Raw genomic sequence first — 22,379 nt, 5'->3', positions numbered from 1 at the left:
GACGACCGGGGCCGTTCGTTCATGGTGCGAGGCGGGAGTCCGCCTCAGTCAGCGAGAATCACTCGCCTCCGGCGAGCTTGGCACGCAGGGCTGCCAGCTGCTCGTCCGAGGCCAGCGAACCGCCGGTGGTCTCGGCCGGAGCGGCGTCGGCCGCAGCAGCGGGACGCGACGACGGAGCGGACTCAGACGAGTAGTTGGTCGGCGCGGCCTCAGCGGCCTCCGCGGCAGCGGCGCGACCCTTCTCGATCTGACCGGTGTGCATCTTGTGACGACGCTCGGCCTCCGCGTAGCGGTTCTCCCACTCCTCACGCTGCTTCTCGAAGCCCTCGAGCCACTCGTTGGTCTCGGGATCGAAGCCCTCGGGGAAGATGTAGTTCCCGGCCTCGTCGTAGCTGTCGGCCATGCCGTACTTCGACGGGTCGAACTCCTCCGTGTAGTCCTCGTCCGCCTGCTTGAGCGAGAGCGAGATACGACGACGGTCGAGGTCGATGTCGATGACCTTGACCATCGCGTCGTCGTTGACCGTGACGACCTGATCCGGGACCTCGACGTGGCGCTCGGCCAGCTCGGAGATGTGGACGAGGCCCTCGATGCCCTCGTCGACTCGCACGAACGCGCCGAACGGCACGAGCTTGGTGACCTTGCCCGGCACGATCTGACCGATCGCGTGGGTCCGGGCGAAGTGCCGCCACGGATCCTCCTGGGTGGCCTTGAGCGATAGCGAGACACGCTCGCGGTCCAGGTCGACGTCGAGGACCTCGACGGTGACCTCCTGGCCCACCTCGACGACCTCGGACGGGTGATCGATGTGCTTCCAGGACAGCTCGGACACGTGCACGAGACCGTCGACGCCGCCGAGGTCGACGAACGCACCGAAGTTGACGATCGAGGACACGACGCCCTTGCGGACCTGGCCCTTCTGCAGCTGGTGCAGGAACTCGGAGCGGACCGCGGACTGGGTCTGCTCGAGCCATGCACGACGCGAGAGCACGACGTTGTTGCGGTTCTTGTCCAGCTCGATGATCTTGGCCTCGAGCTCCTGCCCCACGTAGGGAAGGAGGTCGCGGACGCGGCGCATCTCCACCAGGGAGGCGGGGAGGAAGCCACGGAGGCCGATGTCGAGGATCAGGCCACCCTTGACGACCTCGATGACGGTGCCCTTGACGGCCTCGTCCTTCTCCTTGAGCTCCTCGATCGTGCCCCAGGCGCGCTCGTACTGGGCGCGCTTCTTGGACAGGATCAGACGGCCGTCCTTGTCCTCCTTGGTCAGGACCAGGGCCTCGACCTCGTCGCCCACCTCGACGACCTCACCGGGGTCGACATCGTGCTTGATGGAAAGTTCGCGCGAGGGGATGACACCCTCGGTCTTGTATCCGATGTCGAGCAGGACCTCGTCGCGGTCGACCTTGACGATCGTGCCCTCGACGATGTCGCCATCGTTGAAGTACTTGATCGTGGCGTCGATGGCGGCGAGGAAATCCTCCGCGGAGCCGATGTCGTTGACGGCTACCTGCGGCGAGGTGGTTTTGGTGGTCATAGGGTGGGGTGCTCCGGAGTGGATAGGAATCGTAGGTGGACAGATGTTCGCGAGCGTGTACGCACGCGACGGTCAACTGTACTCTGCCAGCGTGACGTCCACAAACCCCCCCGACCACGGCGAGTCCGTCCGCGCCTCCCGCACGTGGTGGGACACGGAAGCGGTCGAGTACCACGACGAACACGGGGATTTCCTCGGCGCACACTCCCCCGACGGCGAGTTCGTGTGGTGTCCCGAGGGCCTGCACGAGGGCGACTGGAATCTCCTGGGTGACGTCACGGGCCGCGACGTCCTGGAGATCGGGTGCGGTTCCGCACCGTGCTCCCGGTGGATCGCCGGCCGCGGGGCCCGCGCCGTCGCCGTCGACCTCTCCGCCGGGATGCTCCGCGTGGGCGCCGAGGCCGCGAGCCGGTCGACGGGCCCCGCGGCCGGGGTACCACTGATCCAGGCCGATGCCGGCCGCCTGCCCTTCGCCACCGACAGCTTCGACGTCGCGTTCTCCGCGTTCGGGGCGATCCCCTTCGTGGCGGACACCGCCGGGGTCATGGCGGAGGCCGCACGCGTGCTCCGACCCGGCGGACGGTTCGTCTTCTCCGTCAACCACCCGATGCGGTGGATCTTCCGTGACGATCCGGGCCCCGAGGGACTCGTGGCCGCGTTCCCGTATTTCGACCGCACGCCCTACACCGAGTACGACGAGCAGGGCGACCTCACCTACGTCGAGCACCACCGCACGGCTGGTGACCGGATCCGGGAACTGGTCGGCGCCGGATTCGAGGTGAAGGACCTGATCGAGCCCGAGTGGCCGGAATGGCTGGACCGCGAATGGGGGCAGTGGAGCCCGCTGCGCGGCAGCATCTTCCCCGGCACCGCCATCTTCGTGGCCGCTCTCCCCTGACCCGCGCCCCCTCCTGCCTCACGGCAACAGGATCGGGGCTCCGGCTAGAGGATCTTCGACAGGAAGTCCCTGGTCCGCTGATGGGCGGGCGTCACGAGCACCTCGGACGGACGCCCGGCCTCGACCACGACTCCGTCGTCCATGAAGGCGATCGTGTCGGCGACCTCCCGGGCGAAACCCATCTCGTGGGTGACGACGATCATGGTCATGCCGGCGTCCGCGAGATCCCGCATGACCCCCAGGACCTCACCGACCAGTTCGGGGTCGAGTGCCGACGTGGGCTCGTCGAACAGCATGAGCTTGGGCTCCATCGCCAGCGCGCGGGCGATCGCCACCCGCTGCTGCTGACCACCGGACAGCTGCGCCGGGTAGGCGTCCGCCTTCGCCGAGAGCCCGACCTTCTCCAGCAGTGCCCTGGCCCGCTCGGTGGCCTCCGCCCTCGACTCACCCTTGACCAGCATCGGCGCCTCGATGACGTTCTCCAGGGCGGTGCGGTGCAGGAAGAGGTTGAAGTGCTGGAACACCATCCCGATGTCCCGGCGTTGCCTGGCCGCGTGCCTGGGCGAGATCTCGTAGAGCTTGTCGCCCTTCTCGCGGTACCCCACCAGGTCGCCGTCGACGTACAGCCGACCGGCATCGACACGCTCGAGGTGGTTGATGCACCGGAGGAAGGTGGACTTGCCGGACCCGGACGGGCCGACCAGGCACAGCACCTCTCCGGCGGCCACCTCGATGTCGATGCCCTTGAGCACCCTCAGCGATCCGAAACTCTTGCAGACCTGCTCGGCCCTGACCATCGGAGTCATGGCATCCCTCCCGACTGGTCGGTCCCTCTGGCCGCGGCGAGCCCGGAGGGGGTGAGGCCGTCCGCCTCGGCCAGCGCCCGCAACTGCTTTGCCGTGAGCTGGCGGGTGGCGCCGCGGGAGAACTTCTTCTCGAGGAAGTGCTGGCCCACCATGAGCACGCTGGTGATCACCAGGTACCAGGTGGCCGCGACCAGCAGCAGCGGGATCGGCTGGAAATTGACCCCGGAGATGTCGCGGGCCTGACCGTAGAGCTCGCCGGAGAACGGGATGGCAACGACGAGTGAGGTGGTCTTGAGCATCGAGATCAACTCGTTGCCGGTGGGCGGGATGATCACCCGCATGGCCTGCGGCAGGATCGTCCGGCGCATGGTCTGACCCCACGACATGCCGAGCGCGGTGGAGGCCTCGGCCTGTCCCTCCGGAACGGACGAGATACCCGCCCGCACGATCTCGGCCATGTAGGCGGCCTCGTTCATGGCCAGACCCACCACCGCCAGCCAGAACGCCGAGTACAACACCATCGTGTCGTCGAAGCGGACGATCTGGAAGTCGGTGAAGGGGATGCCGAACTGGACCTGCCGGTACAGCGTGAAGATCAGGCCCCAGAACAGCAGCTGGACGTAGATCGGCGTCCCCCGGAAGATCCACAGGTACACCCAGGCCACGGCCTTGAGCACCGGGTTGCTGCTCATCCGCATCACCGAGAGGATGACCCCCAGGATGACGGCGAGGATCATCGACAGCACCGTCAGCGCGATGGTGTAGAACACCGCCATGCCGAACCGGGTGTCGAACAGGTAGCGGCCGTAGGTGCCCCAGCCGTAGGCCGGGTTGGTCGCGGCGCCCCAGATGAACAGGAACACCAGGACCAGGACGATGGTCGCCGACACCCACCGCCACGGGTGCCGGAGCGGCACCGCCTCGATGGGGTCAGGAGCGTCTCGGGGGGCCGAGGCGCGGTTCTGCGCGGTGCTCACCGACCGGTCACTCAGCCCTTCCGGATCTCGGCGTCGTCGATCAACCCGTCCTCGAGGCCCCAGTTCTGGGCGATCTTCTCGAAGTCACCGGTCTCGATGAGCTTGTCCGCTGCGGCCTCGAGCGCGGCGGCCAGTTCGGACCCCTTGCGCACGGGCCAACCGTAGGGGGCGGAGTCGAAGACGTCCCCGGCCAGCTGCATCTTGCCCTCGGACTGCTTGACGGCGTACGCCGAGATGGGCGAGTCGGCGGACATGGCGTCGACCTTGCCGAGCGCCACGGCGGTGGAGGCCTCGTCCTGGGAATCGAACTGGACCTTCTCGATCGGGGGATTGCCGGCGGCGACGCACGCCTCGCTGCGGGCGGGCACGTCCTCCTGGTCGGAGACCGTGGTGCGCTGGACCGCCACGCTCAGGCCACACGCGTCGTCGGGGTCGACGTCGGTGCCCGCCGCCGATGCCCACTGGATGCCGGCCTCGAAGTAGGTGACGAAGTCGACGGTCTGCAGCCGCTCGTCGTTGACGGTGAACGACGAGGCGCCCATGTCCATGGTGCCGCCCTCGATGGCGGGGATGATCTTCTCGAAGTCGGACTCGCGGAACTCCGCACGCAATCCCATGAGCTGGGCGGCGGCGGTCATCACGTCGATGTCGAAGCCGACGATCTCGCCCCGCTCGTTCTTGAACTCGTTGGGCGCGTACGGCGGGTTGGTGCCGATCACCAGCACGCCCTTCTCGCGGATCTCGGCCGGTACGAGGGCGGCGATCTCGTCGTCCGTCTCGAGCGAGACCTCCTGCCTCGGCTCTCCCGAGTCCTCGGGACCCTCGGTGTTGGTGGTGCAGCCGGTGAGCGCGAGGGCCGCGGTGGCGGTCAGTGCCAGTGCAGCACGGAGGCCGCGCCGTGAGGTGAGGGTCATGTGCGTGCCCTTTCAGGCGTCGGGTAGCCGAATCTGCAATGAACCTAGGGCATACGTCGAGCACCACAAAACGCACCGCCCGCTTTTGGCGTCAGTGGTTACCCACTGGTTACTCAGTGGGCCGCGGAGTCCCAGTCGGGCCCCGTGCCCGTGGAGACGTCCAGCGGGACGTTGAGTTCGATGGCGGAGTACATCCGGTCGACGACGAGCTCGCGGACCTCCTCGAGTTCGCCCTTTGCCACCTCGAGCACCAGTTCGTCATGGACCTGGAGCAACAGACGACTCTGCAGCCCCCGCTCGTCGAGGTCGGCGTCCACCTTGAGCATCGCCGCCTTGATGATGTCCGCGGCGGTGCCCTGGATAGGGGCGTTGAGGGCCGCACGCTCGGCGTTCTCGCGCTTGAGCCGGTTGTCCGAGTTGAGCTCGGGCAGGTAGCGCCGACGACCGAACAGCGTCTCGGTGTAGCCGTCACGTCGGGCCTGGTCCACCACCGCGTGCAGGTAGTCGCGGACTCCCCCGAAGCGGGAGAAGTAGGCGTCCATCTGCTCGCGGGCCTCGGTCTGGCTGATGCCGAGCTGCGCGGCCAAACCGAACGCGCTGAGCCCGTAGGCGAGCCCGTAGCTCATGGCCTTGACCCTGCGCCGGAGCTCGGGGGTGACCTGGTCGATCGGCACCCCGAACGCCCGGGAGCCGACGAAGGAGTGCAGGTCCTCGCCGGTCCGGAACGCCTCGATCAGTCCTTCGTCACCGGACAGGTGCGCCATCACGCGCATCTCGATCTGGCTGTAGTCGGCCGTGAGCAGGCAGTCGTAGCCCTCGCCCACGACGAACGACCTGCGGATCCGTCGGCCGTCCTCGGTGCGGACCGGGATGTTCTGCAGGTTCGGATCGGTGGAGGACAACCGCCCGGTCGCGGCGACCGTCTGGTTGAACGTGGTGTGGATGCGCCCGTCGTCCCCGATGGACTTGATCAGCCCCTCGACGGTGGTGCGCATCTTGGTCGCCTCGCGGTGCAGCAGCAGTGCCTCGAGGAAGGCCCGTCCCGGGGTGTCCCCGGTTTCTTTGGAGAGAAGCTCCTCCAGCGCCTTGGCGTCGGTGGTGTACCCCGTCTTGGTCTTCTTGGTCTTGGGCATGCCCAGGGTGTCGAACAGCACCACCTGGAGCTGCTTGGGCGAACCGAGGTTGATCTGCTCGCCCCCGATCGCGGCGTAGGCCGCCTCTGCCGCGTCACGCCCACGGTCGGCGAACCCGTCGCGGAGGTCGTCCAGGGCCGACGAGTCGACCGCGATTCCGATCGACTCCATCCGCGCGAGCACCGGCACGAGCGGCAGTTCCATATCCGCGAGCAGCTGCGCACCGTGCACCTGCTCCAGCTCCACGTCGAGGCGCTCGGCGAGGTCGATCACGGCCCGGGCGCGGGTCGCCGCCGAGTTGGCCGCCTGCTGCTCGGCCTCGGACTCGTCGACCTCATCCAGCAGCGACAGTTGTTTCTCCGCCGCCTCGGGCTCCGGGAGCTCACGCTGCAGGTGGCGCTGGAACAACTCCGCCAGGCCGTAGCTGCGCTGACCGGGACGGACGAGATAGGCGGCGAGTGCCACATCCAGCGTCACACCGCCCAGGCGGAGGTCCCGGCCCATCAGGGCGTGGGTCGCGGCCTTGGCATCGTGTACCGCCTTCGACACCGCGTCGTCGGCCAACCACGCCTGTAGAGCCTGGTCGTCGGCGGGGCCGATCCGTGCGAGGTCGATATGTCCGGAGGCTCCGCCCGCCGCCGCCACGGTGACCGACTGCGCGTCCCCCGCGCCCGGTCGTGAGGGACCGACGACGACGAGGCCGTGCCGACTCCCGGCCGGCGCGTGGGCCGCCAGCCAGTCCGAGACCTCGCCCGCCCGCAGGACCGCGGCCTGCTCGATCTCGATCTCCGGCACCGGCTCGGGTGCGCCTTCCGGGAGGAACGCGGAGAGGAACCGGTCGCGGGCCTGGGGACCGAACTCCAGCCGGTCGAACAGGGCGTTGACGTCCGCCCGTTCGGGCAGGCGCCTCGTGAGTTCATCGATCTGGACGCCGAGGTCGAGGTCCCGGGTGAGTTCGGTGATACGGCGGTTGAGCTGCACCTGCGGGAGGTGCTCGCGGAAGCTCTCCCCCACCTTGCCCTTGACCTCGTCCGCGTGCGCGATCAGTTCCGACAGGCTGCCGTACTGGACGATCCACTTCGCCGCCGTCTTGTCGCCAACCTTGGGCACACCGGGGAGGTTGTCGGAGGTGTCGCCCCGCAGCGCGGCGACGTCCGGGTACTGAGCGGGGGTCACCCCGTATTTGGCCTCCACCGCCTCGGGGGTGAAGCGGGCGAGCTCCGAGACTCCCTTGACCGGGTAGAGGACGGTCACCGCGTCGGAGACCAGCTGCAGCGCGTCGCGGTCCCCCGTGCAGATGAGTGTGTCGGCCCCTGCCGCCTGGGTGGCCAGGGTCGCGATGATGTCGTCGGCCTCGTGGCCCTCCAGGGACAGGGTGCGGACCCCGAGTGCCGCCAGCGCCTCCTGGATCAGCTCGACCTGTCCCTTGAACTCCTCGGGGGCAGCCGAGCGCGTCGACTTGTACTCCGGGTACTCGGCCGTCCGGTGCAGGGTCGCCCGGGAGACGTCGAACGCCACCGCCAGGTGGGTGGGCTCCTCGGTGGTGACCAGGTTGGCGACCATCGACAGGAATCCGTAGACCGCGTTGGTGTGCTGCCCGGAGGCCGTGGAGAAGTTCTCCGCGGGAAGCGCGTAGAACGCGCGGAAGGCCAGCGAGTGCCCGTCGAGGAGCAACAGACGGGTGGGCCCGTGTGCCTCGGCGGCGTCGGTGGACGCGGTGGTGGCGGCGGAACTGGCTTCGGCGGTCTGGCTCGTGGTGCTCACACGGCCACTCTAGGGCGGGCGTCGGACAGCCGCTCACCGGTCGTCGGTTAGACTTTCCGACCAGCGGCTCGCCGCGTTCGCCCCCGTAGCCCAATTGGCAGAGGCAACGGATTCAAAACCCGTCCAGTGTCGGTTCGAGTCCGACCGGGGGCACTTCCACGCCGCGCAGTCACCACATCTCCACGTAGATAGCGGCTTCACCGCCGGAGGAACCCCTTCCGGATCGGCCTTGAGGTCACCCTGCTGTCGACCGGCGTCGACTTCCCTCTTCGATAGTCAACTCGGCCCGTGCCGCACTCCGGGCGCACCCGAGACCTCTCCTTTCCCGTCGATTGCAGGAACCAGAAGCCCGTGCATATACTTGCTTGCTGCAAGCAATTTAATCAAGACCGGGGAGGTCAGGGTGGCGATTGACGCCGAACAGGGAGGCAAGCTCGTCATGGACCTGTCCCGCGTGGTCAAACTGCTACGCGCGGTCAATGTCTCGGTCCCGCGGTTCCACGAGTCCCTGGAGCAGTCCGCCCACCCCCTGCTGTTCGCCATCCATGACGAACCCGCCCGAGTCACGAACCTGGCAGACCGTCTCCACACCGATATCTCGGTGGTGAGCCGTCAGGTCCGCCACCTCGAGACCCTCGGTCTGGTCGCCAAGGTCCCCGACCCGGATGACGGGCGCGCGAGCGTCGTCACCCTCACGTCCGAGGGAAGCGACCTCGTCACCCGCGTGTTCGCCGGACGGGGCCAGTGGATGGCCGACGTCCTCGCCGACTGGACCCCCGAACAGGCGGCCTCACTCGACGAGGGACTGGAGCGCCTCGCGGAGTCACTGCGCACCGAGCTCGACGCCCTCACGTCCGCCAAGGAGAACTGATGACCGACCGCTCACCCGTCACGACCCAGGCCGGTGAGGACGGCGAGTTCTCTCATCGCCAGATCCTGGTGATCCTCGCCGGCCTCATGTCGGCGATGTTCCTCGCGAGCCTGGACCAGACCATCGTGTCGACCGCCATCCGGACCATCGCCGACGATCTGCAGGGCCTGGACGCGCAGGCGTGGGTGACCACCGCGTACCTCATGACCTCGACCATCTCGACGCCGCTGTACGGCAAGCTCTCGGACATCTACGGGCGCAAACCGTTCTTCGTCATCGGCATCGTGATCTTCGTGTTCGGCTCCCTGCTGTGCACGCTCGCCGACTCGATGTACACGCTCGCGCTGTACCGCGGGATCCAGGGACTGGGCGCCGGCGCCCTGATGTCGCTCTCCCTGGCGATCATCGGCGACATCATCCCGCCGCGCGACCGTGCCAAGTACCAGGGCTACATGCTCGCGGTGTTCGCCTCGTCCTCGGTCATCGGTCCGGTCGTCGGCGGCTTCTTCGCCGGCGTGGAGACGATCTTCGGCATCGACGGCTGGCGCTGGATCTTCCTCATGAACGTCCCCATCGGCGCCATCGCTCTGACCCTGGTGATGATCACCCTCAACGTCAAGAACGTCCGCGTGGACCACCGGGTGGACTGGGCGGGCGCGGCCGCGATCGTCGTCGGGCTGGTGCCGCTCCTGCTGGTGGCCGAACAGGGCAACACCTGGGGCTGGGGCTCACCGGCCGCACTGGCCTGCTACGTCGTGGGCCTGGGCGGGATCGGCCTGTTCCTCATCGTCGAGGCCCGGGCCGGCGACCAGGCTCTCATCCCACTGCGTCTGTTCCGCGACCGCACCTTCGCGATCGTCACCGCCGGCGGGGTGATCGTGGGAATGGCCATGTTCGGCGGGATGATGACCCTGCCTCTGTACATGCAGATCGTGCACGGCGCCGATCCCATGGAATCCGGCCTCATGATGCTGCCGCTGGTGGCGGGCATGATGGGCGCCTCGATCGTGTCGGGCCAGCTCATCTCCAGGACCGGCCGGGTCCGCGAGTTCCCGATCCTCGGCACCGCCATCTCTGCCGTCGGGCTGTTCCTGCTGTGGACCATCGACGCCGACACCTCACTGACCCTGGTCATGGGCTACATGCTGGTGCTGGGAATCGGCCTGGGCAACTGCATGCAGCCGCTGACACTGATCGTGCAGAACGCCGTGAGTCCGCGCGAGATCGGCGTGGCCACCGCGTCCGCCACCTTCTTCCGCCAGCTCGGCGGCACCGCCGGGGTGGCCGTGTTCCTCTCGATCCTCTTCAGCCGGGTCGGCGGCTCCATCACCAGCGAGCTGGAGCTGGCGGGCGCCGACGGCAGCCTCGCCCGCGGGGTGCAGGAGGGCCTGGCCGACCCGGTGCTGCGCGCCGACCCCGAGGCTCTCGGGATCGTGCAGGCCCTCGCCGACCCGGTGTCCGGCGCGGGCGCGCTCGAGACGGTCACCAAGGACTCGTCCGTCATCAACCGCCTGCCCGAGCTGGTGGCCTACCCCTTCGAACAGGGCTACGCGCTGAGCATGTCGGAGATCTACCTGGTCGCCGGCATCCTCGCCGTCGTCGCCACGGTGGTCCTGGCCTTCTTGCCACCGATCGTGCTCCGGACCGGCTCGGCCCAGGCCGAGGCCGCCCGCGAAGCCACCGCGGCGGCGGCCCCGTCGGGAACCGACCTCGCGGCGGCCGAGGTGGCTACCGGAGGGGATACACCCGAGCGCGTGGACGTCACCACGACCGCCACCGCCGAGCCCGGGGAATCGGACACGATGACGACGAGGGAGGCCCCTGACAACCCGGACCGCTAAGCACCGGGGCCTACCCCGCGGCTCCAAGCCCGGGGCCTACCCCCCGGCGCCTGGTTCGGGACCTATCCCTCGGCTCCACGCCCGGGGCCTACCCCTCGGCTCCACGCTCGGGGCCTACCCCTCGACGTCGGCCTTGAGGTTCGAGAGCAACTGGTGCTGGATCCGCTTGAGCCCGGCCGGGGCGAAGGTCCGCTCGAAGAACCCGCCCACTCCCCCGGCCCCGTCCCACGACGTGGTCATCTCCACCAGCGCACCGCCGGTGGCCTCGCGGACCGTGTAGGTGGTGGCCATGGACGAATTGGCGTCCTTCTCCACCAGCGACCAGTGCGCCGCGGCCTCGTCCACGGTCACCGTGGCCTTGACGTCCCGGCTGCGCTTCTTGGTGGCCTGGAGGTTCCACGCCGCCACGGTGCCGTGCCCCTGGCCGCCCTCGATCAACCTGTACGCGGTGAACTGCTCGGGCTGGATCCGGGGACGGACCTGGGCGTAGTCCGCGATCGCGGCCGTCACGGTCGCGACGGGCGCCTCGATGACGATGGTGTTGCTGGCGGTGACCCTGCCCATGATCGTGACTCCTCCTCTGCCTGACCACGTCGCGCCCGCCGGAATCGCCGGTGGCGGCGCCCTCGACAGGGGCGCGTCAGACCACCACCATCGTGCCCGATCCCTCCTGCCGCCGAGCACGCCACCTCGCCCCGATCTTCCGGAGCTCCTCGAGCCAGAGGATCGACGAGCCCACCGCGACCGCCAACAACCACTCGTCCGCGTGCAACGGGGTGGTGTCGAAGATCCCCTGGAGGAAGGGCACCTGGACCACGGCCACCAACAGCAGCGGGACCGCCGCCAGTGCCACCCAGATCGGGGCGTTGTGCGCCATGTCCCGGGAGAACACCGAACCGTCCGTGGAGCGGACGTTCATCAGGTTGAACACCTGGAAGAACACGAAGGCGGCGTAGGCGAGGGTGGTGGCGAACAACGGCACGCCCGCGCGCTCGGGGAACAGCGTCTCCGCGAACGCGAGGACCAGCAGTGTCCCGGTGGCCATGACCACGCCCAGCCACAGGATCCGCACCAGTCGTGACGGGGTGAGGATCTGCTCGTCCGCGGGTCGGGGCGGCCGCCGCATCGCGTTCTTCTCCACGGGCTCCACACCCAGCGCCATGGCGGGCGGGCCGTCCATGACGATGTTGACCAGCAGGACCTGCAGGGCGGTGAACGGCACGGCCGCCAACCCGAACAGCCCGCTGGCGAGGAACACCAGAACGAACGCCCACGCGGTGGTGAGCTGGAACTTCACGAACTTCACGATGTTGTCGTAGATTCCGCGGCCCTGCTCGACGGCCGAGACGATGGTCGCGAAGTTGTCGTCCGTGAGCACCATGTCGGCCGCACCCTTGGACACGTCGGTGCCGGTGATCCCCATCGCGATCCCGATGTCGGCCTGACTCAGCGCGGGTGCGTCGTTGACGCCGTCCCCGGTCATGGCCACCACGTCCCCGCCGGACTGCAGGGCCCGGACCATCCGGATCTTGTGCTCGGGGGACACCCGGGCGAGGACTCCCATTCCGGGAGCCCGCTCGGACAGCTCGTCGTCGTCGATCCCGTCGAGATCGACCCCTCGCACCGACTCCCCCTCGATCCCCAGGTCGCGGGCGATCGACGAGGCCGTGACGAGGTGGTCTCCGGTGATCATGTGGACGGAGATCCCGGCCGCGCGCGCCACCCGGATGGCCTCGGCGGCCTCGGACCGGGGCGGGTCGACGATGCCGACCACCGCGAACACGGTCAGCCCCCGCACCTCGTCGAGGAGCACGCTCTCATCTACTCCGGTCTCGCCGGATCCGTCCTCGCCTGGTGCCGACTCGAACGGGCGCCCCGCCACGAGCAGGGTCCGCAGGCCCCGCTCCGCGAGCTCTTCGGTCGCGAGACGGATCGCCTCGTGCAGCTCGTCGGTGAGCTCCACGGCGTCCGTGCCGTTCCACACGTGGGTCGACCGGGGCAGCAGCGCACCGGTCGCGCCCTTGGCGCTGAGCGCGAGCTCCCCGCCCGGTGAGCGGTTGACGGTGGCCATGAACCTGTGGTCGGAGTCGAAGGGCACCTGGGCCACCCGCGGCCGTGCGGCACGCAGTCCCTCCACGTCGAGCCCGCACTTGGTGGCGGCCACGAGGAGAGCGCCCTCGGTGGGGTCGCCGACGAGTTCGCCGTCGGTCACGATCGCGTCGTTGCACAGCGTCATGGCGACCGCCGCCCTCCGGAGGTCCGGAACGGCATCCGGATCGGACGACAGGACCGTGCCGGTCGCCTCGTATCCGGTCCCGGTGACGGTGTAGGCGGAACCGCCCGCGACGATCCGCGTCACGGTCATCTCGTTGAGGGTGAGGGTCCCGGTCTTGTCCGTGGCGATGTGGCTGGTCGACCCGAGGGTCTCCACCGCCGCGAGGTTCTTGATGATCGCCCCCTCACGGGCGAGCCTCGCGGCGCCCATCGCGAGGGTGAACGCCACCACGGCGGTGAGGCCCTCCGGGATGGTGGCCACGGCGAGCGAGACCGCGCTGAGGAGCATGTCCTCCCAGGACTGCCCGCGCACCAGTCCGATCCCCATCACCAGCGTCACCACGACCAGCGCGATCACGGTGAGGACCCGTGCCAGGACCCCGATCCGCCGTTGGAGCGGCGTCTGCTCACCGCCCGCCCCGCCGAGCAGCTCGGCGATCGCCCCCATCTCCGTGCGCTCACCGGTCCCCGTGACCACCACGCGCGCCCGACCGCGGGTGACCTCGGTGTTCATGAACACCATGCCGGTGCGGTCACCGAGCGGCGCGTCCGCGGCGGCCACCGCTCCCGCCGTCTTGTCCACGGGGACCGACTCGCCGGTCAGGGCCGACTCCGCCACCTGGAACCGGGACGCCTCGAGAACGCGACCGTCAGCGGGGACCCTGTCGCCGGATTCCACCACCACGACGTCCCCCGGGACGAGATCCGCGCTGTCCACCTCCACCTCGGCGCCGTCCCGCACCACCCGGCTGTGCGGCACCGCCATGTCGCGCAACGCGGCCAGGCTCTCCTCGGCCCGCGTCTCCTGCACGTAGTTCAGCACGGTGTTGAGCACCACCACCAGGAGGATGACGACCGGGGTCTCCCACTCGCGCGAGATCACGGCGCTCACCACGGCGGCCACCGCGAGAACCATGATCATGGGGTCGCGGAGCAGCCGCAGGACCCGTCTCCAGGCCGGCACCCCGGCCGCCACCGGCAGGGTGTTGGGACCGTGCTCGGCGAGACGACGCGACGCCTCGGCGCGGGTCAGGCCGTTCGACCCCGCGCCGAGGCGGGAGACCACCTCTGCGGTGGACAGTGTGTGCCAGGGGGTGCGCCGGTCCGTCTCCGGGGCGCGGTCCGTCGTCGTCATCCCCCCATCGTGCCCGGTCAGCTGCCCCGGGCGATCCACTCCTCCAGATGTGGGGACTCCTCGCCCACCTTCGTGCCGTCACCGTGGCCGGTGTGGACCAGGGTCTCGGCGGGCAGGGTGAGGATCCGGTCGCGGATCGAGGTGATGATGGTCGGGAAATCGGAGTACGACCGTCCCGTGGCACCGGGCCCTCCGGAGAACAGGGTGTCGCCGGAGAACAGGACGCCCGCCTCGGGGACGTGGAAGACACACGAGCCCGGCGAGTGGCCGGGGGTGTTCATGACCGTGAACCCGGTCCCGGCGATCTGGAAGACCTGCCCGTCCTCGAGGTCCTCGTGGGCGACCGTCGGGTGGGTCTCCTCCCACAGCATCTGGTCGCCGGGGTGGACGAAGACCCGGGTGTCGAGCTCGCGGGCGAGCTCCGGGGCGACGGTGATGTGGTCGTTGTGGGCGTGCGAGCACAGGATGCCCTTGACCGTGCGCCCGGCCACCGCGTCGATGATCGGCTGGGCGGTGTGGGCGGCGTCGATGACGTACACCTCGGAGTCGTCACCGAGGATCCAGATGTTGTTGTCCACCTCCCACTCGCCGCCGTCGAGGGCGAAGACGCCGCTCGTCACGACCTTCTCGATACGCAGTCCACCGGCATTGCCGGCACTCGTGTACGTCTCGCTCACAGGGTCACCACCGATCGGAGGACGGAACCGGACTTCATGGCGCCGAACGCGGCCTCGACCGCGTCCAGGCCGATGCGTTCGCTGACGAACTTCTCCAGCGGCAACCGCCCCTGCAGATGCAGGTCGACCAGCATCGGGAAGTCGCGCTCGGGGAGGCAGTCGCCGTACCAGGAGGACTTGAGCGAACCCCCGCGGCCGAAGAAGTCGAGAAGCGGCATCTCGAGCCGCATCTCGGGCGTGGGCACGCCCACCAGGACCACGGTGCCCGCGAGGTCACGGGCATAGAAGGCCTGCTCGTAGGTCTCGGGGCGGCCGACCGCATCGATCACGACGTCGGCGCCGAAGCCGCCCGTGAGCTCCTGGATGGCGGCCACGGGGTCCGTGCCGGAGGAGTTGACCACGTCGGTGGCCCCGAACTCGCGGGCCCACTCGAGCTTGGTGTCGTCGAGGTCCACGGCGACGATGGTCGAGGCGCCCGCCAGACGGGCACCCACGACCGCGGCGATGCCGACGCCGCCGCACCCGATCACGGCGACGGACTGGCCGCGCGTGACGTTGCCCGTGTTGACCGCGGCACCGAGGCCGGCCATCACGCCGCAGCCCAGGAGTCCCGCGACGGCCGGGTCGGCCGCCGGGTCCACCTTGGTGCACTGCCCCTCGTGGACGAGGGTCTTGTCGATGAACGCACCGATACCGAGCGCCGGGCTGAGCTCCGTGCCGTCGGTGAGGGTCATCTTCTGCGAGGCGTTGTGGGTGGCGAAGCAGTACTGCTGCTGGCCGCGCTTACAGGCCCGGCACTCGCCGCAGACCGCGCGCCAGTTCAACACCACGAAGTCGCCCTCGGCCACGTGGGTCACGCGGTCGCCCACGCTCTCCACGATCCCCGCGGCCTCGTGACCGAGGAGGAAGGGGTACTCGTCGTTGATGCCGCCATCGCGGTAGGCCAGGTCGGTGTGGCAGACGCCGCACGCCTGCACGCGGACGACGACGTCGTTCGGTCCCGGATCGGGGACGACGACGTCGACGAGCTCGACCTCCGCACCCTTGGTACGGGCGATGACGCCCCTGACGGTCTGTGACATTCCCTGATTCTCCTCGAGGTCGGTTCGGCTCGGGACCGGATCATGCGCGGCCCGGCCCGGACCCCTCCCACACTGCCACACATGCAGAATCCGCCATCTGTCTGCACGCGGAACGGCCGGAGCCCCGGACACACGTGGTGTCCGGGGCTCCGGCGGGTCGAGCAGACTGCTCGAGGGGTCCGATCAGACGGCGACGCCGTTGGCACGCAGCCACGGCACGGGGTCGATCCACTGGCCGGCGGGGTTACGCACGCCGAAGTGCAGGTGCGGTCCGGTCGAGTACCCGCGGTTGCCCACGGTGCCGATGACCTGACCGGCGTGGACGCGCTGGCCCACCGAGACGTAGTTCTGGTCGTTGTGGCCGTACTCGAGCAGGTACCCGTCGTCGGTCTGGATGCGGATCCACAGCCCGTAACCCGAGGCCGGGCCGGCGGCGACGACCGTGCCGGACTTGGCGGCGAACATCGGCGTACCGATCGGCGCCCCGAAGTCGGTGCCGTTGTGGAAGGTCCCCCAGCGAGGACCGAAGCCCGAGGTGATGGGGCCGTAGGTCGGGGCGTGGGCACCGCCGACGGCGGCGGCGGGCAGGCCGAGCGAACCGAACATCGCGGGATCGATGGCGTACTCCCGCAGCTGCGCCTCGTTCAGGCCGATGCCCTGCGCGAACTCCTGGGCCATCTGGCCGAGCTGGTTGACGTCGATGTCGGAGGACTGGGCGGACGCGGCGGGGGCTGCGGCCATCGCGACGCCACCGGTGAGAGCGGCACCGGCCACGGCGCCGGCGACGATGCGGCCCATCCCGCTCGCGGAGCGGGCGGCACGGTGGCGGCCGGCGGTCGCGCCGGAGCCGGCCACACCGAGTCGATCGGCGAGCTCGGTGAAGTGGATTCGAGTGGCGTCGGACATCAGGGGAAACCTCGGAGTTCGGTGCGTTGGCGAAGCGGCGGGCCGACCGGCTTCCCCGGTGGCCTCCAAAAAGGTAACAGATGTATCTCGGCTCTGTCACGTCAAAAGCACGAATAGATACGAAAGCGCCGGTGAGCAGGTGCTCACCGGCGCTACCGAGTTGTTACCCGAAGGTGATCAGTGATCCGCCTCGCCCATCCTGTGAACGAGGATGAAGTTGGTCGACCCCTCGACTCCCGGCACGTTGCCCGCGACGATCACGATGAGATCGTCCTCGTTGTACCCCTCGAGTGGGAGCAACAGTTCGTCGGTCACCTTGACGAGCTCCGCCGTCTCGTGGACCCGGTCGGTCAGGAAGGTCTCGGTACCCCACGTGAGAGCCAACTGGCTCCGGATGCGCGGATCGCCGGTGATGGCGATGAGGGGCAGATGACTGTGCAGGCGCGCGAGCCGGCGGACGGTGTCACCGGTCGAGGTCACCGCGACGAGCGCCTTGGCGCCCAGCCGCTCCCCGATCTCGCGGGCCGAGTAGGAGATGACCCCGCGCTTGGTCCTCGGGATGTGGACGAGGTCCGGCGCGGCGGTGGAGTCGGCCTCGACCGCGAGGGCGATGGACGACATGGTCCGCACCGCGTCGATGGGGTACTTGCCCACGGAGGTCTCGCCCGAGAGCATCACGGCGTCGGCCCCGTCGAGCACGGCGTTGGCGACGTCGGACGCCTCCGCGCGGGTGGGCCGGGAGTTGGCGATCATGGACTCGAGCATCTGTGTGGCCACGATGACCGGCTTGGCGTTCTCCCGCGCGATCTGGATCGCCCGCTTCTGGACCAGCGGAACGTCCTGCAGGGGAAGCTCCACGCCCAGGTCGCCGCGGGCCACCATGATCGCGTCGAAGGCCAGGACGATGGACTCGAGGTTCTTGACCGCCTCGGGCTTCTCGAGCTTGGCGATCACCGGGACGTGCACGCCGACCTCGTCCATGATCTCGTGCACCAGGTCGACATCCGCCGGAGACCGGACGAAGGACAGGGCGATGAAGTCGACGCCCAACGCGAGGGCGAAGCGCAGGTCCGCGATGTCCTTCTCGCTCAGCGCCGGAACCGAGACGTTCATCCCCGGGAGGGACACGCCCTTGTTGTTGGAGACCGTGCCCCCCTCGGTGACGACGCAGTGGACGTCTTCGCCCTCGACCCGCTGCACCGTCAGGCCGATGTTGCCGTCATCCACGAGCAGCCGGTCGCCGGGTCGGGCGTCGGTGGCCAGCCCCTTGTAGGTCGTCGAGACCCGGTCCTTGGTGCCCTCCACGTCCGCGACGGTGATGGCGACCATGTCGCCCTCCGCCCATTCGTGGCGACCCTCGATGAAGCGGCCGAGCCGGATCTTGGGGCCCTGGAGGTCCGCGAGCACACCGACGGCGTGCCCCGACTCGTCGGAGGCCTTGCGGACCCAGCGGTAGTTGGCCTCGTGGTCGGCATGGTCGCCGTGACTGAAGTTGAGCCGGGCGACGTTCATCCCGGCATCGACGAGTTCACGGATGCCGGCCTCCGACGCGACGGCGGGACCCAGGGTGCAGACGATCTTGGTACGACGGTTCACCCGTACCAATCTAGTCCCCTCACCGGGATGACCGGTTAACGCGACGTCAACGACCGGCCAACGGGGGTGCGTCCTCCGGGGACCCGCCGGTCAGGTCCTCGGGGGCACGAAGTTCCGACGGGTCCTCGCGGCCCCGGCGTGCCCGCCACACGTAGACCAGTGCGGCCACCATGACGACGACAGAGACGAGTGTGTTGATGCGCATCCCGAGGACCTCGGTCGCCGCATCCGCCCGGAGCAACTCCACCCAGAACCGACCGAAGCAGTACAGGGCCACGTAGAGGGCGAAGAGCCGACCGTGTCCGAGTCGGAACCTGCGATCGATCACCACCAGCGCCACGGCCACCAGGACGTTCCACAGCAATTCGTAGAGGAACGTGGGGTGGACGGTCGCGAGCACCTGCCCGGTGGAGCGACCGATGGTCTCGGAGTATCCGTAGCTCTCGTCGTAGCGCTGGTAGATCTCCAGTGCCCAGGGCACGTCGGTCTCGCGACCGTAGAGCTCCTGGTTGAAGTAGTTCCCCAGACGCCCGATCCCCTGTGCCAGGACGATCCCCGGAGCGACCGCGTCGCCGAACGCACCGATCGCCCGGATGCCCTGCTGGCGCAGCCCGATGTAGGCGCCGACCGCGCCCAGCGCGACGGCGCCCCAGATCCCCAGACCGCCGTCCCAGATCTTCAGGGCGTCGACCGGATTCCTGCCCTCCCCGAAGTAGCGGTACCAGTCGGTGGCCACGTGGTAGAGGCGACCACCCACGAGCCCGAATGGGACGGCCCACAGTGCGGTGTCGAGCACGACCCCCGCGCGCCCGCCGCGGGCGACCCATCGCCTCTCGCCCCACCAGATGGCCACGACGATGCCGAGGATGATCCACAGCGCGTAGGCGCGCAGCGGGAACGGCCCGAGCTCCCAGACCCCCTGGGGCGGGCTCGGGATCACGAGCCGGCCCCCGGCCGACGCACGCCCGCCGCGAGCTCGGCCGTCAGCCGGGCGAGGGCCTCGCCCCCCTCGGTGGCCGCGGTGATGAGGGCGGACCCCACGATCACGCCGTCCGCATAGGAGGCGATCTCCGCGGCCTGGTCACCGTTGCGCACCCCGAGTCCGACGCCGCACGCCAGGTCCGAATGCTCGCGGACCCGTGCGGTGAGGGTGCGAGGGGCGTCGGACACCACGTCCCTCGCTCCGGTCACCCCCATGACCGCCTGGATGTAGACGAACCCGCTCGTGTGGGACAGCGTCATGGCCAGCCGTTCGGGCGTCGACGACGGCGCGACCAGGAACACCCGGTCGATCCCGTGTGCGTCCGTGGCGGCGATCCAGTCCCCCGCCTCGTCCGGGATGAGGTCCGGTGTGATGACCCCGGTCCCCCCGGCGGCCGCGAGGTCCTCCGCGAACCGGTCGACGCCGTACTGGAGGATCGGGTTCCAGTAGCTCATGACGACCGGAACCGCGCCGGCCTCGGCCACCGCCCGGATCACGGCGAAGGTGTCCCGGATCCGGAAGCCGGCCTCCAGCGCCACGTCCGCGGCCGCCTGGATGGTGGGACCGTCCATCATGGGATCCGAGTACGGGATCCCCACCTCGATGACGTCGCACCCGTGGGCGACCATCGTCCGCACGGCCTCGATCGACCCCTCGACCGTGGGGTACCCCGCCGGGTAGTAGCCGATGAGAGCGGCCCGGTTCTCGGCACGGCACCGCTCGAAGACCTCGCTGAGAACGCTCATCCCTCGACTCCCCCGTCCGCGTACTCGCCCTCGCCGTCGTCGGCACCCCGGCTCGAGTCCACCCCGGCCTCGGGTGGGGTCCCCCCGCCCAACAGGCCGAACCACCGGGCGGCGGTGTCGACGTCCTTGTCGCCCCGACCCGAGACGTTGACCAGGATCAGGTCTACGCCCTCGGCGGCGAGCTGGGCGGCTCCGGCGATCGCGTGGGCGGACTCGATGGCGGGGATGATCCCCTCGGTGCGGCACAGCTGGGCGAACGCGTCCATCGCCTGGGTGTCGGTCACCGGCCGGTACTCGGCGCGACCGATGTCGGACAGGTAGGAGTGCTCGGGCCCGACGCCCGGGTAGTCCAGTCCCGCCGAGATGGAGTGCGACTCGATGGTCTGGCCGTCCTCGTCCTGCATGAGGTGCGCGTACGAGCCCTGGAAGACGCCCGGCCTCCCGGCGTTCACGGTCGCGGCGGTGCGACCGGACGCCACGCCGTCGCCGCCCGCCTCGCAGCCCACCAGGCGGACCGAGGAGTCGTCGATGAACGGGTGGAACAACCCGATCGCGTTGGACCCACCGCCCACGCACGCCACGGCGGCATCGGGCAGGCGCCCGATCCGCTCCAGGATCTGGGCGCGCGCCTCGGTGCCCACGACCCGCTGGAAGTCGCGGACCATCGCGGGGAACGGGTGCGGGCCGGCGGCGGTGCCGAACGCGTAGTAGGTGTCGTCCGCCCGGGAGACCCAGTCCCGCATCGCCTCGTTGATCGCGTCCTTGAGGGTCGCGGAACCGACCTCCACGGCCTCGACCTCCGCGCCGAGCAGACGCATCCGCGCGACGTTGAGCGCCTGACGACGGACGTCCACCGCACCCATGTAGATCTTGCACTCCAGCCCGAGCAGGGCGCAGGCCGTGGCGGAGGCGACGCCGTGCTGGCCGGCCCCGGTCTCGGCGATGACCCGCTTCTTACCCATGCGGTGCGCGAGGAGCACCTGGCCGAGGACGTTGTTGATCTTGTGCGATCCGGTGTGGTTGAGGTCCTCGCGCTTGAGGAAGACACGGGCGCCGATCTCGGCCCCGAAACGCCCCGCCTCGTACAGCGGCGACGGCCGACCCGAGTAGTCGCGCTGGAGACGGTCGAGCTCGTTCAGATAGGCGTCGTCCGCGCGGGCCTTGGCGTAGGCGTCGGCAACCTCGTCGACGACCGCCATGAGCGCCTCCGGGACGTAGCGCCCGCCGAAGGCGCCCCAGTGGCCTCGCTGGTCGGGCTCGTGTCCGGTCGTCGTCCGGAGCACGTCTCCCATCGAGGGCAGCGGTGTCAGCTCGTTAGAATTCACGGCTCCCAGTCTGCCGGAAGCGGGCGACGGGGGCCTAGCGGGGTCCCTGCGGGCAGGACGGGTGGGAACCCGCCGTGGCCAGGGCGTTGCACGCCGCGCGCGGGTCGCCCTTCGTCACCAGCCCCTCGCCGACCAGCACCGCGTCCGCGCCCACGCTGGCGTACGCCAGGAGATCGGACGCGTCACGGACGCCCGACTCGGCGATCTTGACCACCCCGGACGGCAGGCCGGGAGCGATGCGGGAGAACACGTCGCGGTCGACCTCGAGGGTCTTGAGGTTCCGGGCGTTGACACCGATGACGGTGGCGCCGGCCTCGAGGGCGCGGTCCGCCTCCTCCTCCGTGTGCACCTCCACCAGTGCCGTCATCCCGAGCGACTCCGTCCGGTCCAGCAGGGACACCAGCGCGTCCTGCTCCAGAGCGGCCACGATGAGCAGCACGAGGTCCGCGCCGTGCGCCCGGGCCTCGTGGATCTGGTACGGGCCCACCACGAAATCCTTGCGGAGGACCGGGATGTCGACGGCGCGGCGGACGGCGTCCAGGTCCGCCAGGCTGCCGTTGAACCGGCGTTCCTCGGTGAGGCAGGAGATGACGCGGGCCCCGCCCTCCTCGTACATCCGGGCCAGCACGGCGGGGTCGGGGATCTCGGCGAGCGGCCCCTTCGAGGGACTGGCGCGCTTGACCTCGGCGATGACGCCGACCCCGGCACCCCGGAGCGCCTTGAGCGCGTCACGCGGTTCCGGCGCCGACCGGGCCGCCTTCTTGACCGCAGTGAGGTCGATGACAGCCTCGCGGGCCGCGACGTCCTCGCGGACCCCGTCGATAATCGAGTCGAGCACGGTACCCACCGTGACCTCCCTCTGCAGTGTTCGGGCAGGAAGTGTGATCGAGATCAACAATAGAGGCAGCAGGCGGG

The 22,379-nt window shown here is 69.5% G+C and carries 18 protein-coding genes and 1 tRNA gene; 4 read left to right on the top strand and 15 right to left on the bottom strand.

Going from position 1 to position 22,379, the window contains the following annotated elements; all coding sequences use genetic code 11:
- Positions 1-58: 58 nt before the first annotated feature.
- Positions 59-1,537, bottom strand: coding sequence for a 30S ribosomal protein S1 (rpsA, locus tag ABD250_RS09300; RefSeq protein ID WP_182659345.1), 1,479 nt, complete (start codon positions 1,535-1,537; stop codon positions 59-61).
- A gap of 43 nt (positions 1,538-1,580) precedes the next feature.
- On the opposite strand from rpsA, the gene ABD250_RS09295 reads away from it, so the two are divergent.
- Positions 1,581-2,435: a class I SAM-dependent methyltransferase gene (locus ABD250_RS09295; RefSeq protein WP_182659346.1), complete on the top strand. Its 855-nt coding sequence runs from the start codon at positions 1,581-1,583 to the stop codon at positions 2,433-2,435.
- A 44-nt stretch (positions 2,436-2,479) separates the two neighbouring features.
- Here the strand turns inward: ABD250_RS09295 and ABD250_RS09290 are convergent, their stop codons facing one another.
- The 4 genes from ABD250_RS09290 to polA form a co-directional block, all read right to left on the bottom strand.
- Positions 2,480-3,241, bottom strand: a complete 762-nt coding sequence (locus tag ABD250_RS09290) for an amino acid ABC transporter ATP-binding protein (protein ID WP_277817618.1) — start codon at positions 3,239-3,241, stop codon at positions 2,480-2,482.
- On the bottom strand, positions 3,238-4,218 hold the full coding sequence (locus ABD250_RS09285; protein WP_095717232.1) for an amino acid ABC transporter permease: 981 nt from the start codon (positions 4,216-4,218) through the stop codon (positions 3,238-3,240). The genes ABD250_RS09290 and ABD250_RS09285 overlap by 4 nt, the downstream gene beginning before the upstream one ends.
- An 11-nt stretch (positions 4,219-4,229) precedes the next feature.
- A complete protein-coding gene (locus tag ABD250_RS09280) occupies positions 4,230-5,132 on the bottom strand; it encodes an ABC transporter substrate-binding protein (protein ID WP_179525156.1) in 903 nt (300 codons plus the stop codon).
- 113 nt (positions 5,133-5,245) lie between these two features.
- Positions 5,246-8,029: a DNA polymerase I gene (gene polA, locus ABD250_RS09275; protein WP_182659347.1), complete on the bottom strand. Its 2,784-nt coding sequence runs from the start codon at positions 8,027-8,029 to the stop codon at positions 5,246-5,248.
- Between the two features lie 79 nt (positions 8,030-8,108).
- On the opposite strand from polA, the gene ABD250_RS09270 reads away from it, so the two are divergent.
- The 3 genes from ABD250_RS09270 to ABD250_RS09260 all read left to right on the top strand — a co-directional run bounded on the left by ABD250_RS09270 (position 8,109) and on the right by ABD250_RS09260 (position 10,741).
- A tRNA-Leu gene (locus ABD250_RS09270) sits at positions 8,109-8,182 on the top strand.
- 250 nt (positions 8,183-8,432) lie between these two features.
- Positions 8,433-8,900 (top strand): MarR family transcriptional regulator, encoded by a 468-nt coding sequence (locus tag ABD250_RS09265; protein WP_182659348.1) that lies wholly within the window; start codon positions 8,433-8,435, stop codon positions 8,898-8,900.
- Positions 8,900-10,741, top strand: coding sequence for an MDR family MFS transporter (locus tag ABD250_RS09260; RefSeq protein WP_344391853.1), 1,842 nt, complete (start codon positions 8,900-8,902; stop codon positions 10,739-10,741). The genes ABD250_RS09265 and ABD250_RS09260 overlap by 1 nt, the downstream gene beginning before the upstream one ends.
- 114 nt (positions 10,742-10,855) lie before the next feature.
- Here ABD250_RS09260 and ABD250_RS09255 read toward each other — a convergent pair whose 3' ends face one another.
- From ABD250_RS09255 to trpC, 10 genes are all read right to left on the bottom strand, one after another.
- Positions 10,856-11,305, bottom strand: coding sequence for an SRPBCC family protein (locus ABD250_RS09255; RefSeq protein WP_182652917.1), 450 nt, complete (start codon positions 11,303-11,305; stop codon positions 10,856-10,858).
- Positions 11,306-11,381: 76 nt separating this feature from the next.
- Complete coding sequence (locus ABD250_RS09250; RefSeq protein WP_182657609.1) at positions 11,382-14,150, bottom strand: cation-translocating P-type ATPase; 2,769 nt, start codon at positions 14,148-14,150, stop codon at positions 11,382-11,384.
- Positions 14,151-14,167: 17 nt separating this feature from the next.
- Complete coding sequence (locus tag ABD250_RS09245) at positions 14,168-14,827, bottom strand: MBL fold metallo-hydrolase (RefSeq protein WP_182610100.1); 660 nt, start codon at positions 14,825-14,827, stop codon at positions 14,168-14,170.
- Positions 14,824-15,909 carry an S-(hydroxymethyl)mycothiol dehydrogenase gene (locus tag ABD250_RS09240; protein WP_182657611.1) on the bottom strand — a complete coding sequence of 362 codons (1,086 nt, stop codon included), beginning with the start codon at positions 15,907-15,909 and terminating at the stop codon, positions 14,824-14,826. Before ABD250_RS09240 ends, ABD250_RS09245 begins: the two co-directional genes overlap by 4 nt.
- Before the next feature lie 183 nt (positions 15,910-16,092).
- Positions 16,093-16,815 (bottom strand): M23 family metallopeptidase, encoded by a 723-nt coding sequence (locus tag ABD250_RS09235; RefSeq protein WP_182657613.1) that lies wholly within the window; start codon positions 16,813-16,815, stop codon positions 16,093-16,095.
- A gap of 177 nt (positions 16,816-16,992) precedes the next feature.
- On the bottom strand, positions 16,993-18,411 hold the full coding sequence (gene pyk, locus ABD250_RS09230; RefSeq protein ID WP_182657616.1) for a pyruvate kinase: 1,419 nt from the start codon (positions 18,409-18,411) through the stop codon (positions 16,993-16,995).
- A gap of 46 nt (positions 18,412-18,457) precedes the next feature.
- Positions 18,458-19,351, bottom strand: coding sequence for a prolipoprotein diacylglyceryl transferase (lgt, locus tag ABD250_RS09225; protein WP_182657618.1), 894 nt, complete (start codon positions 19,349-19,351; stop codon positions 18,458-18,460).
- Entirely contained in the window at positions 19,348-20,139 is a 792-nt protein-coding gene (trpA, locus tag ABD250_RS09220) for a tryptophan synthase subunit alpha (protein WP_182640933.1), read from the bottom strand. The genes lgt and trpA overlap by 4 nt, the downstream gene beginning before the upstream one ends.
- The gene (gene trpB, locus ABD250_RS09215) at positions 20,136-21,431 is read right to left on the bottom strand and encodes a tryptophan synthase subunit beta (RefSeq protein WP_182657622.1); all 1,296 of its coding nucleotides are present in this window, start codon (positions 21,429-21,431) and stop codon (positions 20,136-20,138) included. The genes trpA and trpB overlap by 4 nt, the downstream gene beginning before the upstream one ends.
- 67 nt (positions 21,432-21,498) lie before the next feature.
- A complete protein-coding gene (gene trpC, locus ABD250_RS09210) occupies positions 21,499-22,311 on the bottom strand; it encodes an indole-3-glycerol phosphate synthase TrpC (RefSeq protein ID WP_179525147.1) in 813 nt (270 codons plus the stop codon).
- Positions 22,312-22,379: the final 68 nt, after the last annotated feature.

Source organism: Dietzia cercidiphylli (assembly GCF_039531545.1).
Classification (GTDB): domain Bacteria; phylum Actinomycetota; class Actinomycetes; order Mycobacteriales; family Mycobacteriaceae; genus Dietzia; species Dietzia natronolimnaea.
Note: the sequence above shows the minus strand (reverse complement) of the source record. Positions and strands in the feature narration are given on the sequence as shown.